Raw genomic sequence first — 14,060 nt, 5'->3', positions numbered from 1 at the left:
TATTAAGGTTCAGCCTGCCCCGACGGGATATATTCGATAATATCTTCCACGTTGCAATTTAGCAGCAAGCAAAGCCTGTCCAGCAATGTGGTTGAAATCCCTTGATTATGCCTCAGCCGGTAAATAGTATTGGAACTGAATCCATAATATCGGATCAGCCTATAGGCTGACATTTCCTTTTTTCTCATAGTTTCCCATAAAGGAGTGTATGTAATCATCTTCATTCCTCAATCCAGCAGTTCTTTGATCTTTATTATACTGTATGGAGCCATTTTGTGGGGTTTTTCGCCTAAAGTAGTATAAAGTAAGATTATTATGAGGAGCAACCGATTCTGCATAAAAACAAGGCTGTCATCCTTCGATGACAGCCTTAAATATTACAAGCTTTCAGAAAAAGCTAAATCTGAACCGAATAGTTCGGTGCTTCCTTGGTAATGTAGATATCGTGAGGATGGCTTTCCTTTAAGCCTGCGCCGGTAATTTTGACAAACTGTGCTTTTGAATGGAGTTCTTCAATGGTTGCGCATCCGCAGTAGCCCATCCCGGATTTTAATCCGCCCATCATCTGATAGATGGTATCCGCAACCGGCCCTTTGTACGGCACCCGGCCTTCTACCCCTTCCGGAACCAGCTTTTTGTTGTTCTGCTGGAAGTAGCGGTCTTTAGAACCGTTGTTCATTGCGGCAAGGCTTCCCATTCCGCGGTAAACCTTAAATTTTCTGCCCTGGTAAATTTCGTTATCTCCAGGGGACTCGTCGCAGCCAGCGAGGAGAGAGCCGAGCATTACGGTAGAACCGCCTGCGGCAAGCGCCTTCACGATATCGCCGGAATATTTGATTCCGCCGTCCGCAATGACAGGGATATCATATTTCGCGGCCATGCAGGCAGCGTCATAAACGGCGGTAATCTGCGGAACGCCGATCCCGGAGACAACACGGGTGGTGCAGATGGAGCCGGGGCCGATCCCGACCTTTACGGCGTCGGCACCTGCTTTGATCAAGTCCTCGGTTGCCGCTGCGGTTGCAACGTTTCCGGCGATGACAACAGCGTCGGGGTAAGCGGCTTTAACCCGTTTTAAGCAGTCCATAATCCCGAAGCTGTGCCCATGTGCGGAGTCGAGCACCAGGACGTCGGCCTGTGCCTCCAGCAGCGCGCCCGCCCGTTCAAGCACATCGGCAGTGACGCCGATGGCGGCGCCGCAGAGCAGCCTGTCCTTTTTATCGCGGGCAGTATTCGGGTACTGTGTAGCTTTTTCAATATCCTTGATGGTGATAAGCCCTTTTAAAATGCCCTTGTCGTCAACAAGCGGCAGCTTTTCCACCTTATGCTTGCAAAGGATTTCCTGTGCCTGTGCAAGGGTTGTGCCAACCGGTGCGGTAATCAGGTTTTCCTTGGTCATAACCTCTTTGATTTTAATGTTGAAGTTTGTTAAGAATTTCAAGTCGCGGTTTGTAATGATCCCGACCAGCTTTCCGCTTTCGTCCACAATCGGCACGCCGGAGATTTTATATTTTGCCATTAGGTCGTTTGCATCGTAAACAAAGTGTTCCGGCCCAAGATAGAATGGATTGAGGATAACTCCGTTTTCAGAACGTTTTACACGATCCACCTCGTCGCACTGCTGTTCAATCGACATATTCTTGTGAATAATCCCGATGCCGCCCTCCCTGGCAATTGCGATTGCCATTTTGGATTCGGTTACGGTGTCCATTGCCGCGGAGATGAGTGGCGTATTGAGGTAGATGTCCTTTGCCAGCCTGGTTCTGACCGAGACATCCGCAGGAAGAACATCGGACTTTGCAGGGATTAGCAGCACGTCGTCAAATGTTAAACCTTCTTTTACAAACTTGTTTTCAAACTGAGTTTCCAGCATGTAAAACACACGTCCTTTCTTAACAAACTAAACTTCGCAAAACAGATACGAATGAGGTATTGTTCTTCATTATACAATGTTTGATTGGGAAAGATCAATAGGAAAAAATGAAATATTCTGTCGGTTTTAAACCCGGTTTTTAGTGATTTTGCGGCAAATAGAAAGACAGCGTTTTTCATCCCGCAAAGAAGGAAAAAGATATAATACTATAAGTATAAAATATAATATTATTTACCAAAGGGAAACAGTGATGCAATCAGCCAGAGGAGCAGAAAGAGAACCGGCTGATGCAATAGATAGATCCAAAGAGTGTGCCGCCCTGCCCAGGAAAGGAATTTGCTGTGAAGCCGGTAAAAAAAAGCAGGAAATCTTCCTTCCCGGATCGGGATGCCGAGACAGCTTCCTGCGAGGAAGAGGAACAGCCAGGGCAGGAGCGGAAAATAGTCAGCCGAAAAAAAGGAATCAGTTTTAATGCCAATGGGAAAAAGCCATTCTGTCTGAAAAAGGAAATCCGGCAGCGGCTCCTGATAGAGTCCGGGCGGGCCGATCATTCCCTGCGGAATGGAATAGGTGACCAGAAACAAAAAGAGGAAAACAGCGAGAAGAATCAACGGGCTGACTCGGTCAAGCAGCGGACGAAGCAGCCAAAAGAAGATCATACAGGCGCCGAGACAGTGCAGGATACCGAAATAAATGGGAAGCTTGGGCACAAACAGCACGGTGATAAGGGTCATAGCCATCCCGAACAGAAAACAGAGAGCGCCGCGTTTTAAATTGTTTCTTGAAAAACGGCAGGCGGCGCCGGAAATTAGGATAAATCCGCCGGCAAAGAAATGCTGCAGAAATCCCATAAATGGGCTGAAAAAGAAATCAAAGGTAACCGGCAGGAAAAGAAGGACATTATAAACCCCATGATAGAGGATCATACAAAGGATAGAAAACCCGCGCAGCTCATCCAACAGGTGGACGCGGCGGGAAATAGGCGCTGATTGCATAAAGAAGCCTCCAAAAACTATGGCAGAAGCAAGAAATGTTCTGCAAGATACTTGAATGATTACGAATTTCGTATTATAATAAAAGATGTATATATTCCGGGCTGTTTTGATGAAAAACAGCAGAAAGGGACAAGGTGTATTAGATGAATAAAGTAAAGGTTACGATTTTGGGCAAGGAATATGTTCTTAAAACGCCGGAAAAAGAAGAATACGTGATTGGTTTAGCGAAAAATATGGATCATACCATTCGTGACATTATGAGGGCGGATGAAACTTTGTCCATTACCAGCGCTTGTATTTTGGCGTCTCTGGATGCGTTTGATGCAAAAACAAAGATGGAAACAGATGTGGACAACCTGCGTTTCCAGCTCAAAGATTATATCAACGACGCAATGCGCGCCAATAACCGTGCGGACGAACTGGAAAAACGGGTAGAGCAGCTGGAGGATGAAAAGAAGGATTTGGAAAACCAACTGGAGCTGTATACCCTCAAAGCCAAACTCGATGACGCGGCGGAATAATCGGCTGGAGGTTTTGTCTCCCGCCGGAAATGCGGAATCTGTAACAGCGGCTGTGCTGAATGGTGCAGACGCTGTTTATCTTGGGCAAAAATCGTTAAATGCAAGGCAGAATGCGGATAATTTTACAGAGGAAGCCTTTGTTGAAACAGTCCGGTACTGCCATCTGCATCGGGTGAAGGTTTACCAAACGCTCAATACGGTTGTATTTGACGAGGAGCTTCCGCTTTTGAAGGAAACGGTGCGGCTTGCATGCAAGGCCGGTGTGGATGCGCTGATTGTCCAGGATTTCGGCGTTCTGCGGCTGCTGAAGGAGTGGTGCCCGGAAATGCGGATTCACGCCTCTACCCAGATGAGCGTGCATACGGTAAAGGGTGCGATGCTGTTAAAAGAGCTGGGTGTAAAACGGGTGGTTCTCGCTAGGGAGCTCAGCCGGGAACAGATCCGGGAGATTGCGGAGCGCACGGGACTGGAAACCGAAGTGTTTGTCCATGGAGCGCTGTGCATGTCCGTATCCGGGCAGTGCTATTTGAGCGCGATGATCGGAGGAAGGAGCGGCAACAAAGGGAGCTGTGCCGGAACCTGCCGCCTGCCGTTTACCTCTGTAAAGGGAAGAGAACGGTACGATCTGTCATTAAAGGACAACTGCCTGGCGGAGCGGTTCGGCGAACTGGAAGACCTGGGCGTCGCCTCTCTGAAAATTGAGGGCAGAATGAAGCGGCCGGAGTACGTCGCCGCGGCGACCGCGGCATACGCGGCCTTAAGGGACGGGCGGCATCCTGACCTATCGCTGCTGCGCGCGGTGTTTTCCCGCAGCGGCTTTACGGACGGCTATTTTACCGGGAAGACCGGAACGGAGATGTTCGGCGTCCGGCAGAAGGAGGACGTCCTTTCCGCGACCGGGGAGGTGCTCCGTTCACTGCGCGGGACCTATCGGAAGGAAAAGCCCTGCCGTCCGGTTTCGATGCAGTTTATCCTGAAAAAGGAAATACCGGCAAAGCTGATTGCTAAGTGTGGAGGCTGCAGCGTAGAGGTATCCGGAGAAGTCCCGAAGGCCGCGTTGAACCGGCCGATTACGGAAATAACTGCAAGGGAATCCTTCTCCAAGCTGGGTGGGACGGTTTACTTTTTGGAAACCCTCTCCTGTGAGATAGAAGATGGGCTGATCCTCCCGAAATCCGCGCTGAACGAGCTAAGGCGCGCAGTGGTGGAGAAGCTGAACTTTCTGTGTGGTTCACCGGAACCCGTTCTGTTCCTGGAACGGGATATTTCTTTACCGTCGGAGCACCAGCCAAGCGGAAAGAGCCTGCGCGCAAGGTTTGAGCATGCGTCGCAGATACCGGAGCAGGTTTGGGAGGAGGCGGAGCTTATTTATCTCCCGGTTGGGGAGGTATTGCGGCATACAGAAACATTATTGCCATATTCCGGTAAAATCATACTGGAACCGGATCGTTTGATGGCGGGAACGGAGGAACGTACTGTTTCCCAATGCGGCGTGCTTGCCGGGAAAGGGTTCCGGCGGCTTGCAGTTTCCAATCCGGCGCATCTTCAGATTGGGAAGGATCTGGGCATGGCGCTCCACGGGACAGCCTTTTTAAACTGCACCAATTCGTTCAGCGCTCTGCAGTATCAGGAGCTCGGCCTGTCCGACCTGATTTTATCATTTGAAAACACGGCAAAACGGATGGATCGGATCAAGGGCTCGCTTCCATTTGGTTATCTTTCCTATGGACGTTTGCCGTTGATGCTGTTAAAAAACTGCCCGGTGCAGGGCGGGCAGGGGTGTAAGGCCTGTCGGAAAAAGGGGTGTTTGACTGACCGAACCGGCGCGGAATTTCCGGTGCTCTGCCATCAGAAGGAATATCAGGAGCTGCTGAACAGCAGGCTTCTGTGGGTGCTGGATCGGGAAAAAGAATTCAGCCGGATGGATTTTTCGGTGCTTTATTTTACAACCGAATCAAAAGCAGAGTGTGAACGGGTGCTGAAGGCGAGCCTGAACGGAAAGAAGCCGGACGGCGAATTCACGCGCGGACTGTATTACCGGGGATTGCAATGAGAAAAGCGGAGAGAGGAAGAACAAGAGGATGAAGTTTAAAAAGGGATTGATTTTTGCGCTGTTTTTATTAATGGGAATCTTGCTTGGCAGCGTGCTGACGGAGATTGCACAGAAGGTTTCCTTCCTGCACTTTCTCACCTGGGGAAAGAGCATCGGAATCGGCGTACCAAACCCGATTACGATTGATTTATCGGTTTTGACCTTTTCGATTGGTTTTAGCCTGCAGATGAACCTGGCGCTGCTGATTTGTATTATCGGTTCTTTAATTTTTTACAGCAAAGTCGGCAAAAATATATAAGGATAGGCGGCACGGCAATGTATACCGTGCCGTTTTTGGAAGGATAGGATATGGTTATTTTGGCATCACAGTCTCCCAGGAGACAGGAGCTTTTAAAACGGATTGTACCGGATTTTCGGGTTGAGCCTTCGGGGTTTAATGAAAAGAGTGTCATAGAACGGATTCCGGAGCGGCTGGCAAGACAGCTTGCACAGGGAAAGGCGGAGGAAATCGCAAAACGCTGTCCGGAGGATGTTGTTATCGGATGCGACACCATTGTCGTCTCACCGGATAACGCTGTGTTCGGTATTCCGAAGTCAGAGGAGGAAGCGGAGAAGATGCTTCGGGCGCTTTCTGGACGAACTCATCGGGTCATTACCGGAGTTTGCGTGAAAAAGGGAGAAAAGCGGGCTGTCTTTCACAAGACAACCAAGGTCACCTTTTGTAAATTGACAAATCAAGAGATCGCAGATTACCTGGCAACGGGAGAACCCTTTGACAAGGCCGGCGCCTATGGGATTCAGGGCTATGCGGGCGGCCTGATCGAGCGGATCAACGGCGATTATTACAACGTAGTAGGACTGCCCATCACAGCGCTCCGCAAGGCTTTGAAAATATTTGAATAAAAACAAGAAATTTTTGGTGTTTTCTGAATTTGAGGGAAATCCGGACATATCCTGCCAATTACAGGACAGGATAGAAGTATACGGCTTTCTGAAAGGAGAAAACACCAAAAATGTTTTCAAAGGAAATTGGAATTGATCTGGGAACGGCAAACACCCTTGTATATATGAAGGGGAAGGGAATTATTATCCGCGAGCCCTCTGTCGCGGCGGTAGATATCAGGAATAGTATTGTGAAAAGCGTAGGGCATGAGGCCAAGGAGGTCATTGGCAGAACGCCGGGATCGATTGTCGCAGTGCGCCCGCTCAAGGATGGTGTAATCGCGGATTTTGATATTACTACCAGCATGCTGCAAACCTTTATTAAACGCGCAACCAACCATTCCCGGCTGGTAAAACCGAGGATCGTAATCTGTATCCCGTCCGGGGTGACCGACGTCGAGCGCCGCGCGGTAAAAGAATCGGCGGAAAAGGCCGGAGCAAAAAAAGTGTCTATCATCGAGGAACCCATGGCGGCGGCAATCGGCGCGGGGCTTCCAGTCGCAGAGCCGACAGGGAGTATGGTGGTCGATATCGGCGGCGGAACAACAGAGGTGGCAGTAATCTCGCTGGGAGGAATTGTAACATCCCGTTCTGTGCGGGTCGGCGGTGATGAATTCGACAGCTCGATTATACAGTACATTAAGCGCAAATACAATCTGCTGATCGGGGAACGCACTGCGGAAACAGTAAAGATTGAGCTTGGCTCTGCCTACCCGCTGGAAGAAGAAAGGGCTATGGAAATCCGGGGCCGGAATCTGCTCAACGGATTACCGCAGAATCAGACTGTTAACTCGATTGAAATTCGGGAAGCGCTCGCAGAGCCGGTTTCTCAGATTCTCAATGCAGTCCGTTCCACATTTGAACGGACGCCGCCGGAGTTGGCGGCCGATGTGATCAGCAGCGGCGTTGTCCTGACTGGCGGCGGTGCGCTACTAAAAGGGCTAGACCGGCTGATTTCAGAGGAAACAGGGATGCCTGTTATCATTGCGGAGGATCCGCTTGATTGTGTGGCCAAAGGGGCCGGGCTGGTACTGGACCATTTTGATAAGCTGGGGGATGTTCTGGACCGAGGTTTGGGCAGGACCTATGAACGGGACTTTTGAAAAAACAGGATACGATCAATTTGATCGTATCCTGTTTTGGGTTATTCTGGAAGGAGGGGAAACAAATGAAGGAATTTTGGAGGAGCAGACAGTGCCGGTGGATTTGTGTGCTGGCAGCAGTCCTGTTTTCCTTCATGATTTGTTCCGCTGCTTCGGATGGAGAAGCGTTTTGGGTGAAGGATTTGATCAGCTCTGTTGCAGTTCCGTTGCAGAAGGGAAGCACCTCGCTGGCGAGAAGCCTGCAAGACGTGACAGGAAACCTTTTCGGCGGATCGCTTGCAGAAGAAAATGAGGCGCTGAAAGAAGAATGCGACGAGTTAAGAAGGCGGCTGCTCGAATATCAAGACTTAAAACGGTCAAACATAGCATTAAAGGAGCTTTTGCAGATGGAGGACAGCGAACCGGACTATCAATATGTAGAGGCCTCTATAATCGGTACTGATCCCGATTATGGATATGCAAAGATCATGATTGATAAGGGAAAGCGCAATGGGATTGAAAAGCGGGATATCGTTACGACGCCAGGCGGACTGGTAGGCCGAGTGGAGGAGACGGGGACGAACTATGCTGTTGTGATGACCCTGCTCCACCCGCAGTTTAAAATCGGCGCCTATCTGAGCGAATCAAACCGTCTCGGTGTTGTAAGCGGTGACTCCGCCTTGTCTAAAGAAGGACAGTGCCGGCTGGAATATCTGGAGGAGGAGCCTGTACTTGGCGATCTTGTGGCAACCTCCGGATCGGGAGGGGACTGCCCGCGCGGAATGGTGATTGGAACGGTTCAATCAGCAGACAAACAAAAGAGCGGAACGACCTATTCTGCAGAACTGAAGCCGGCAAATGAGATTGCCGGATTGACCAATGTTTTTGTTATCACTGGGGAAATCGGACAGAAGGATGAGAATTAAAAGGAGGTCTTCGGTCAGATGCTTAGCGGGAAGTCCGGCGTTGATTTCATAAGAAAGGAAAGCTTTCGCCCTGGCGGCGAAGGCATGGGTTAACGCATGATATTTGAGCGGAAGAAACCGAAAGTGCGGTATTTTGCCTATGCGATTCTGCTCCTGCTCTGCTTTCTGCTTCAGGTAACGCCCGGCGTACTGGAGCTTTGGGGCGTTAAGCCAATCCTTGTCGTGCCGGCGGCGGTCTGCATTGCGATGGAGGAGCCGGTACTTCCCGCGTCTGTTTTTGGGATGGCCGCCGGGCTGCTTTGGGATTTTACCGCCGGGACGGTGTTTGGCTACCACGCATTGCTGTGGCTGCTGTTCTGCGCGGCAGTCTCACTGTCGGTCACCTTTTATTTAAGCAGGCACTGGTTCAACCGATTTTTGCTCTGCTTTGGAGCACTGCTGCTGGACGGCGTCATCAAAACAGCCTTTTCCGCGCTGATCTGGCAGGAACCGGGCACCTGGAGCTTCTGGATGTCTCAGCTTCTCCCAGCAGCCGGCTATACGGTGTTTTGGTGTTTTCCAATCGGGTCTCTGATCCGGAGGATTTCTGTTTTCTTTCATCGTTCGGGAGGTTTGGATACACAATGAAAAAACGGCAGACGACAACCCGGTTGTTTCTTCTGACCTGCGTTTCTGTCCTGCTTCTGGCAGGAATTTTTTCCCGGCTGGCACATTTTCAGGTAGCCCAGGGGGAAACCCTGCTGAAAAAGGCGAACAATGAGATCACCACCTTAAAAACCGTCCAGGCGGCAAGAGGTAACATTACCGACCGATACGGGCGGGTACTGGCCGGGAACAAAACGAGCTTCCGGCTCACCTTTGACCGGACTGGAATGAAGCCGGAACAGATTAACGATACTATTTTAAAGCTCATTTCTCTATCTGGGGAGGAAGGCTTTGCATGGGAAAACCGATGTCCGCTCATCCGGGATGGAAGCAATGTTGTGTTTGATGAGTCAGGAGATACAGAGGCATTGAAGGAATTTCTTGACCTGGAAGCTTCGGCTGATGCAGAGGACTGCCTTCAGAGCTTACTGAAAAAATACGAGCTGGAGAATCAGGGAAAAAAGGTGTTTGAAATTGCCTGTGCGCGGTACAGCATGCAGAAGCTGACGCCCTCAGTCGGGAACCGGTATCCCTTTGCGGAAAATCTTTCTTTGGAAGCAGTGGCCAGAGTGGAGGAGGAGTCCACAGAGCTGGACGGAGTAGAAATCGAGGAGGTGCCGGTACGGGTTTACTTAAACGGGGATATTGCGTCTCACCTGATTGGAACAATCGGCCCAATTTATGCGGAGGAATATGAGGAGCTCCGCAAGAAGGGATACGCCATGAATGATACGGTGGGAAAATCCGGGATTGAAAGCGCAATGGAGGAGGTGCTGCGCGGACAAAACGGAAAAGTCCGGGTGATACAGAATAAAAATGGAGAGATAATTGATACGGTGACCGAACGGGAGACCCGTGCGGGCAGTGATGTCCAGCTTACCATTGATTCACTTCTCCAGGATGAGCTGCAGCAGCTTTTGACAGATTTTGTCAGCACGGCACACAGTGAGAACTATCAGTCAAAAGGCGGCGCAATCGTAGTCTTGGATGTTAAAACCGGCGAAGTGCTGGCTGCGGTCAACTCAGCGAATTATACTGCAGAAGAGTATAAAGAGAACTATCAGGACTTGTTACAACAGGATACGAATCCCCTTTTTAACCGGGCGCTGCAGGGCGTTTACCGGCCCGGCTCTTCCCTCAAGCCGATGGTCGCTATAGCGGCGATGGAGGAGGGAAAGCTTGGCGCAAATGAAAGCCTGCTCTGCATCAGCCCGTTTGAATACCGGGGGCATGAATACACCTGCCTTCAGGATCATCACAACGGCTACATTCCTCTGACGGAAGCGCTCCACTGGTCCTGCAACACCTTTTTTTACCGGCTTGGATTACGCCTAGGGATCGAGGAGCTGAATAAATATGCCGCCTATATGGGCTTAGGGCAGAAAACCGGATTGGAAATCGGCGAGGCGGCCGGGCGCTTTGCTTCACCTGAAACAACGGAGCGGCTGGGGGGAACCTGGTATCCGGGAGACCTTTTGCAAGCGGCAATTGGACAGAATGAAACTGCAGTATCTCCTTTGCAGATGGCCTGTGAAGCGATGACAATTGCAAATCAAGGGACAAGGTACGAAACTCATCTTGTTCGCTCAGTGACAGACATTAACGGAACAGTGACGTTTACAGAACCAAAGGTGGCGGCTGAATTTGAGATGAGCCAGTCCACCTATGACGCTGTGTCAAAAGGGATGAGCCTGGCGGCCGGAAAATATGGGCTTGACAGCAGCGTTGCCCAAAAGACCGGAACCGCACAAACTACATCGGTTGATCGGGTAAACAACGATTTTATCGCTTATCTTCCGATTGACGACCCGGAAATTGCGGTAAGCTGTATTGTAGAAGATTGCAGCGGAGGAACGGCCGCTTTACTGGAGCAAATCATTGAAATCTATCAAAAATGCAAACAGGAGGGAGATATTTTGCAAAATTCACAATAAAAAGAGGAATTTATACTATATTCCTACAAGAAAATAGTCGGAACTAATTTTTTCTTTGACAAAGATATCACGAATTGGTACAATATGTATATATCAAATGATAGTATGGGGTAAGTAGCAGGATTTTGCTCTTCCATGATAGAAAGGCAAGTTAAAAGGGTATGGCAAAAATAATTTCCATCACCTCCGGAAAAGGCGGCGTGGGAAAATCGACCGTTGCAGTTGGTTTAGCCGCAGCCTATGCCCGGCGCGGAAAAAAGGCTTTGATCATTGAAATGGATTTAGGGCTGCGTGGGCTTGACCTGATGCTGGGGATGGAAAACCAGATTGTTTATGACCTGGGCGATGTGCTGGCGGACAGATGCAAGCCGCAGGATGCTGTTGCAATATCGGAACAGTTGCCTGCACTTTCCTATCTGGCAGCTCCCTCCCGGCCGGTGGCCCAGCTTGATTTTGAAAAGCTTCTCCACTGCATTGGCCTGCTAAAGCGGCAGTATGATATTATCGTACTGGATATGCCGGCGGGCCTGGGTCTCAGCATGGCAGTGTCCCAAAGGGCGGCTGATCTGGCACTGATTGTGGCAACGCCCGATCCGGTCTGCATCCGGGACGGCGCAAAAGTAGCCAGCATGATGGAGGAGGAGGGCTTCCGGCAATACCGCGTTTTTATCAACCGTGTCAGCCGGACGGCAATCAAAAAATCCAGTATTCACGACCTGGATGATGTGATCGACGGCGTAGGCGCTCCGCTGATCGGAGTACTGACCGAGGATATCGACCTGCAGAATGCGCAGTCAAAGGGAAGGTTTTTGCCGGAGAGCGAACGTTCCAGCATGGTGTTTGCGGCTGTTTCCAGACGGCTGGACGGGGAGTATGCTCCCCTGATCATTACAAGACTGTAGTCCGGTATTTGCCGGGTACAATAAACAGCATTGTTTCGCATTCGACAGATATAGAAGGACGTTGTGGTTTGACAGGCAACAGATAACAGCGTGACAGGAATTATTGTCTGAGAAAAGGGGTTTAAGATGAATATCGCACTCATTGCAGATGACGCCAAAAAAGAATTGATGGTTCAGTTTTGTATTGCGTATTGCGGAATTTTAAGCCGCCATACATTGTGCTCTACCGGGACGACCGGAAAATTTGTTTCGGAGGCAACCGGTTTGGAGATTCAGCGCTTTTTGAGCGGTGGGCAGGGCGGTGCCCAGCAGATTGCATCCCGTGTAGCCTGCAACGAAATTGATATGGTTTTGTTTTTCCGCGATTCCTTATCCGGGAAAGAAGTCGAGGTAAATGAAAATAATTTGCTTCGTTTATGTGATGTCCATAATATTCCAATCGCCACCAATATTGCGACAGCCGAAGTATTGATCCATGGACTGGAGCGCGGCGATTTGGATTGGAGAAATATCGTTAACCCAAAATAATTGGGATTTCTTTTGAATCAGGCAGAGAAGAAGACGGAGTACAAAATGCGCTGTATCCACAGAGAGAACGGAATGGTGAGAACCGTTTATGTCGGCTTTTTGGAAGATAGCTTCGGAGTCTGTGCGGCTGTCCGGCAAACAGGACAGGAAAGAGAGGCATTGTTTGCCTGAACTTGGGTGGCACCACGGAGAAAAGCTCTTCGTCCCTTGATTTGATGAAATCGGGATGAGGAGCTTTTATATTTATAAACAATCTGTAGACTGATAAAATTTTATACAAATAGTATTGATGGAGGAAGAAAAATGGCAGGAAAATTAATCAAAGCGCCAAGGGGAACGCAGGATATTCTGGAAACAGAAAGCTACCAGTGGCAGTTTGTGGAAAGAATGGCTCTGGAAACCGCAGGACTATTTGGCTTTTCTGAAATGCGCACGCCGGTGTTCGAGCAGATGGATTTGTTTAAACGGTCTGTAGGCGATACTACCGATGTAGTGCAGAAGGAAATGTATGAGGTGCGCGCGGAGAAAGGGAAAGACCTTTACGGGTTAAAGCCGGAGGGAACGGCGGGCGCGGTTCGCAGCGCGATTGAGCATAACCTGTTAAAGGGCGCCTTGCCGCTGAAGGTATGCTATATTACACCCTGCTTCCGGCATGAAAGGCCGCAGGCGGGAAGACTGCGTGAGTTTCACCAGTTTGGGGTAGAGATGTTTGGCGCGCAGTCGCCAAGCGCGGATGTGGAGGTGATCTGTGTCGCCAGAGAGCTGTTCCAGATGCTGGGACTAAAAGACATCACGCTGAATATCAATTCCATTGGCTGTCCAACCTGCCGTGCAGAATACCATAAGGCGCTGACCGAATATTTCCGGCAGTACAGTGATCAGCTCTGCGGCACCTGCCTGGAGCGCCTGGATAAAAATCCGATGCGGATTCTGGACTGTAAGAGTCCGGTCTGTTCTGAGCTTGCAAAGAACGCGCCGGTCGTGCTGGACTATCTCTGCGATGACTGCAAAACCCATTTTGAAGGGGTGAAAACCCGGCTGGAAGCAATCGGAATCCCTTATCAGGTTGACCCGACGATTGTCCGAGGGCTGGATTATTATACAAAAACCGTTTTTGAATTTATCTCCAATAATCTGGGCGCACAGTCTACCGTTTGCGGAGGCGGACGGTACGACGGCCTGGTCGAGCAGATGGGCGGAGACCCGGCGCCCGGCCTTGGTTTTGCAGTTGGACTGGAGCGGCTGCTTCTGATTATGCAGGCGCAGGGAATTGAAATTCCGAAGCCGGAATCCTGTGAATTGTTTATTGCCAGCATGGGGGAAGCGGCAAATATCCGCGCCTGCAAGCTGGTGAATGAGCTGCGTTCAGAAGGCTTTTACGCGGAATGTGACCTGATGGGCCGCAGTGTAAAAGCGCAGATGAAATACGCGAATAAGATCGGTGCGAAATATACCATGGTGCTGGGTGACAGCGAGCTGGAAAGCGGGACCGCAAAGCTGAAGGACATGGAGAGCGGGGAAGAAAGGGAAATCAATTTTCAGCAGGAACTCGCTCAGACGCTTTATGATATTACAATCCAGCGCGCGACAGAGAATCTTGCCGATGATTTCGGTGGTGAAGCGCTGGCATCTATGATGGAAATGAAATAAGAGGAGAGC

Annotated in this window: 15 protein-coding genes; 12 read left to right on the top strand and 3 right to left on the bottom strand. The window is 50.1% G+C overall.

Annotated features, from left to right (window positions below; all coding sequences use genetic code 11):
* Positions 1-2: 2 nt before the first annotated feature.
* The 3 genes from CZ360_RS03395 to CZ360_RS03385 all read right to left on the bottom strand — a co-directional run bounded on the left by CZ360_RS03395 (position 3) and on the right by CZ360_RS03385 (position 2,868).
* Positions 3-188, bottom strand: coding sequence for a helix-turn-helix domain-containing protein (locus tag CZ360_RS03395; RefSeq protein WP_267872676.1), 186 nt, complete (start codon positions 186-188; stop codon positions 3-5).
* A gap of 209 nt (positions 189-397) precedes the next feature.
* Positions 398-1,873 (bottom strand): IMP dehydrogenase, encoded by a 1,476-nt coding sequence (guaB, locus tag CZ360_RS03390; protein WP_077532763.1) that lies wholly within the window; start codon positions 1,871-1,873, stop codon positions 398-400.
* A gap of 227 nt (positions 1,874-2,100) precedes the next feature.
* The gene (locus tag CZ360_RS03385) at positions 2,101-2,868 is read right to left on the bottom strand and encodes an acetyltransferase domain-containing protein (protein WP_077532762.1); all 768 of its coding nucleotides are present in this window, start codon (positions 2,866-2,868) and stop codon (positions 2,101-2,103) included.
* Positions 2,869-3,011: 143 nt separating this feature from the next.
* Here CZ360_RS03385 and CZ360_RS03380 point away from each other — a divergent pair, with 143 nt between their 5' ends.
* The 12 genes from CZ360_RS03380 to hisS all read left to right on the top strand — a co-directional run bounded on the left by CZ360_RS03380 (position 3,012) and on the right by hisS (position 14,051).
* Positions 3,012-3,389: a cell division protein ZapA gene (locus tag CZ360_RS03380; protein WP_077532761.1), complete on the top strand. Its 378-nt coding sequence runs from the start codon at positions 3,012-3,014 to the stop codon at positions 3,387-3,389.
* Complete coding sequence (locus CZ360_RS03375; RefSeq protein WP_159438090.1) at positions 3,373-5,442, top strand: peptidase U32 family protein; 2,070 nt, start codon at positions 3,373-3,375, stop codon at positions 5,440-5,442. The genes CZ360_RS03380 and CZ360_RS03375 overlap by 17 nt, the downstream gene beginning before the upstream one ends.
* A 28-nt stretch (positions 5,443-5,470) precedes the next feature.
* On the top strand, positions 5,471-5,740 hold the full coding sequence (locus CZ360_RS03370; RefSeq protein WP_077532759.1) for a DUF4321 domain-containing protein: 270 nt from the start codon (positions 5,471-5,473) through the stop codon (positions 5,738-5,740).
* Between the two features lie 50 nt (positions 5,741-5,790).
* The gene (locus tag CZ360_RS03365; protein WP_077532758.1) at positions 5,791-6,345 is read left to right on the top strand and encodes a Maf family protein; all 555 of its coding nucleotides are present in this window, start codon (positions 5,791-5,793) and stop codon (positions 6,343-6,345) included.
* A 110-nt stretch (positions 6,346-6,455) separates the two neighbouring features.
* Positions 6,456-7,487 (top strand): rod shape-determining protein, encoded by a 1,032-nt coding sequence (locus tag CZ360_RS03360; RefSeq protein ID WP_077532757.1) that lies wholly within the window; start codon positions 6,456-6,458, stop codon positions 7,485-7,487.
* 65 nt (positions 7,488-7,552) lie between these two features.
* Positions 7,553-8,392 carry a rod shape-determining protein MreC gene (mreC, locus tag CZ360_RS03355; RefSeq protein ID WP_143530132.1) on the top strand — a complete coding sequence of 280 codons (840 nt, stop codon included), beginning with the start codon at positions 7,553-7,555 and terminating at the stop codon, positions 8,390-8,392.
* Positions 8,393-8,488: 96 nt separating this feature from the next.
* Positions 8,489-9,019, top strand: coding sequence for a rod shape-determining protein MreD (gene mreD, locus CZ360_RS03350; RefSeq protein ID WP_077532755.1), 531 nt, complete (start codon positions 8,489-8,491; stop codon positions 9,017-9,019).
* Entirely contained in the window at positions 9,016-10,971 is a 1,956-nt protein-coding gene (locus CZ360_RS03345; RefSeq protein ID WP_077532754.1) for a peptidoglycan D,D-transpeptidase FtsI family protein, read from the top strand. Before mreD ends, CZ360_RS03345 begins: the two co-directional genes overlap by 4 nt.
* 161 nt (positions 10,972-11,132) lie before the next feature.
* Positions 11,133-11,873 carry a P-loop NTPase gene (locus CZ360_RS03340; protein WP_077532753.1) on the top strand — a complete coding sequence of 247 codons (741 nt, stop codon included), beginning with the start codon at positions 11,133-11,135 and terminating at the stop codon, positions 11,871-11,873.
* A 126-nt stretch (positions 11,874-11,999) separates the two neighbouring features.
* Positions 12,000-12,401: a methylglyoxal synthase gene (locus tag CZ360_RS03335; RefSeq protein ID WP_077532752.1), complete on the top strand. Its 402-nt coding sequence runs from the start codon at positions 12,000-12,002 to the stop codon at positions 12,399-12,401.
* 45 nt (positions 12,402-12,446) lie between these two features.
* Positions 12,447-12,572 carry a hypothetical protein gene (locus CZ360_RS14285; protein WP_267872672.1) on the top strand — a complete coding sequence of 42 codons (126 nt, stop codon included), beginning with the start codon at positions 12,447-12,449 and terminating at the stop codon, positions 12,570-12,572.
* A 132-nt stretch (positions 12,573-12,704) separates the two neighbouring features.
* Entirely contained in the window at positions 12,705-14,051 is a 1,347-nt protein-coding gene (hisS, locus tag CZ360_RS03330; protein ID WP_077532751.1) for a histidine--tRNA ligase, read from the top strand.
* Positions 14,052-14,060 lie beyond the last annotated feature (9 nt).

Source organism: Massiliimalia massiliensis (genome assembly GCF_900155615.1).
GTDB classification, from domain to species: Bacteria; Bacillota; Clostridia; order Oscillospirales; family Ruminococcaceae; genus Massiliimalia; species Massiliimalia massiliensis.
Note: the sequence above shows the minus strand (reverse complement) of the source record. Positions and strands in the feature narration are given on the sequence as shown.

Excerpts from the sequence above, each read along its gene's own strand:
- CZ360_RS03395 (WP_267872676.1), bottom strand. The coding sequence starts at position 188 with ATGAGAAAAAAGGAAATGTCAGCCTATAGGCTGATCCGATATTATGGA.
- guaB (WP_077532763.1), bottom strand. The coding sequence starts at position 1,873 with ATGCTGGAAACTCAGTTTGAAAACAAGTTTGTAAAAGAAGGTTTAACA.
- CZ360_RS03385 (WP_077532762.1), bottom strand. The coding sequence starts at position 2,868 with ATGCAATCAGCGCCTATTTCCCGCCGCGTCCACCTGTTGGATGAGCTG.
- CZ360_RS03380 (WP_077532761.1), top strand. The coding sequence starts at position 3,012 with ATGAATAAAGTAAAGGTTACGATTTTGGGCAAGGAATATGTTCTTAAA.
- CZ360_RS03375 (WP_159438090.1), top strand. The coding sequence starts at position 3,373 with ATGACGCGGCGGAATAATCGGCTGGAGGTTTTGTCTCCCGCCGGAAAT.
- CZ360_RS03370 (WP_077532759.1), top strand. The coding sequence starts at position 5,471 with ATGAAGTTTAAAAAGGGATTGATTTTTGCGCTGTTTTTATTAATGGGA.
- CZ360_RS03365 (WP_077532758.1), top strand. The coding sequence starts at position 5,791 with ATGGTTATTTTGGCATCACAGTCTCCCAGGAGACAGGAGCTTTTAAAA.
- CZ360_RS03360 (WP_077532757.1), top strand. The coding sequence starts at position 6,456 with ATGTTTTCAAAGGAAATTGGAATTGATCTGGGAACGGCAAACACCCTT.
- mreC (WP_143530132.1), top strand. The coding sequence starts at position 7,553 with ATGAAGGAATTTTGGAGGAGCAGACAGTGCCGGTGGATTTGTGTGCTG.
- mreD (WP_077532755.1), top strand. The coding sequence starts at position 8,489 with ATGATATTTGAGCGGAAGAAACCGAAAGTGCGGTATTTTGCCTATGCG.
- CZ360_RS03345 (WP_077532754.1), top strand. The coding sequence starts at position 9,016 with ATGAAAAAACGGCAGACGACAACCCGGTTGTTTCTTCTGACCTGCGTT.
- CZ360_RS03340 (WP_077532753.1), top strand. The coding sequence starts at position 11,133 with ATGGCAAAAATAATTTCCATCACCTCCGGAAAAGGCGGCGTGGGAAAA.
- CZ360_RS03335 (WP_077532752.1), top strand. The coding sequence starts at position 12,000 with ATGAATATCGCACTCATTGCAGATGACGCCAAAAAAGAATTGATGGTT.
- CZ360_RS14285 (WP_267872672.1), top strand. The coding sequence starts at position 12,447 with ATGCGCTGTATCCACAGAGAGAACGGAATGGTGAGAACCGTTTATGTC.
- hisS (WP_077532751.1), top strand. The coding sequence starts at position 12,705 with ATGGCAGGAAAATTAATCAAAGCGCCAAGGGGAACGCAGGATATTCTG.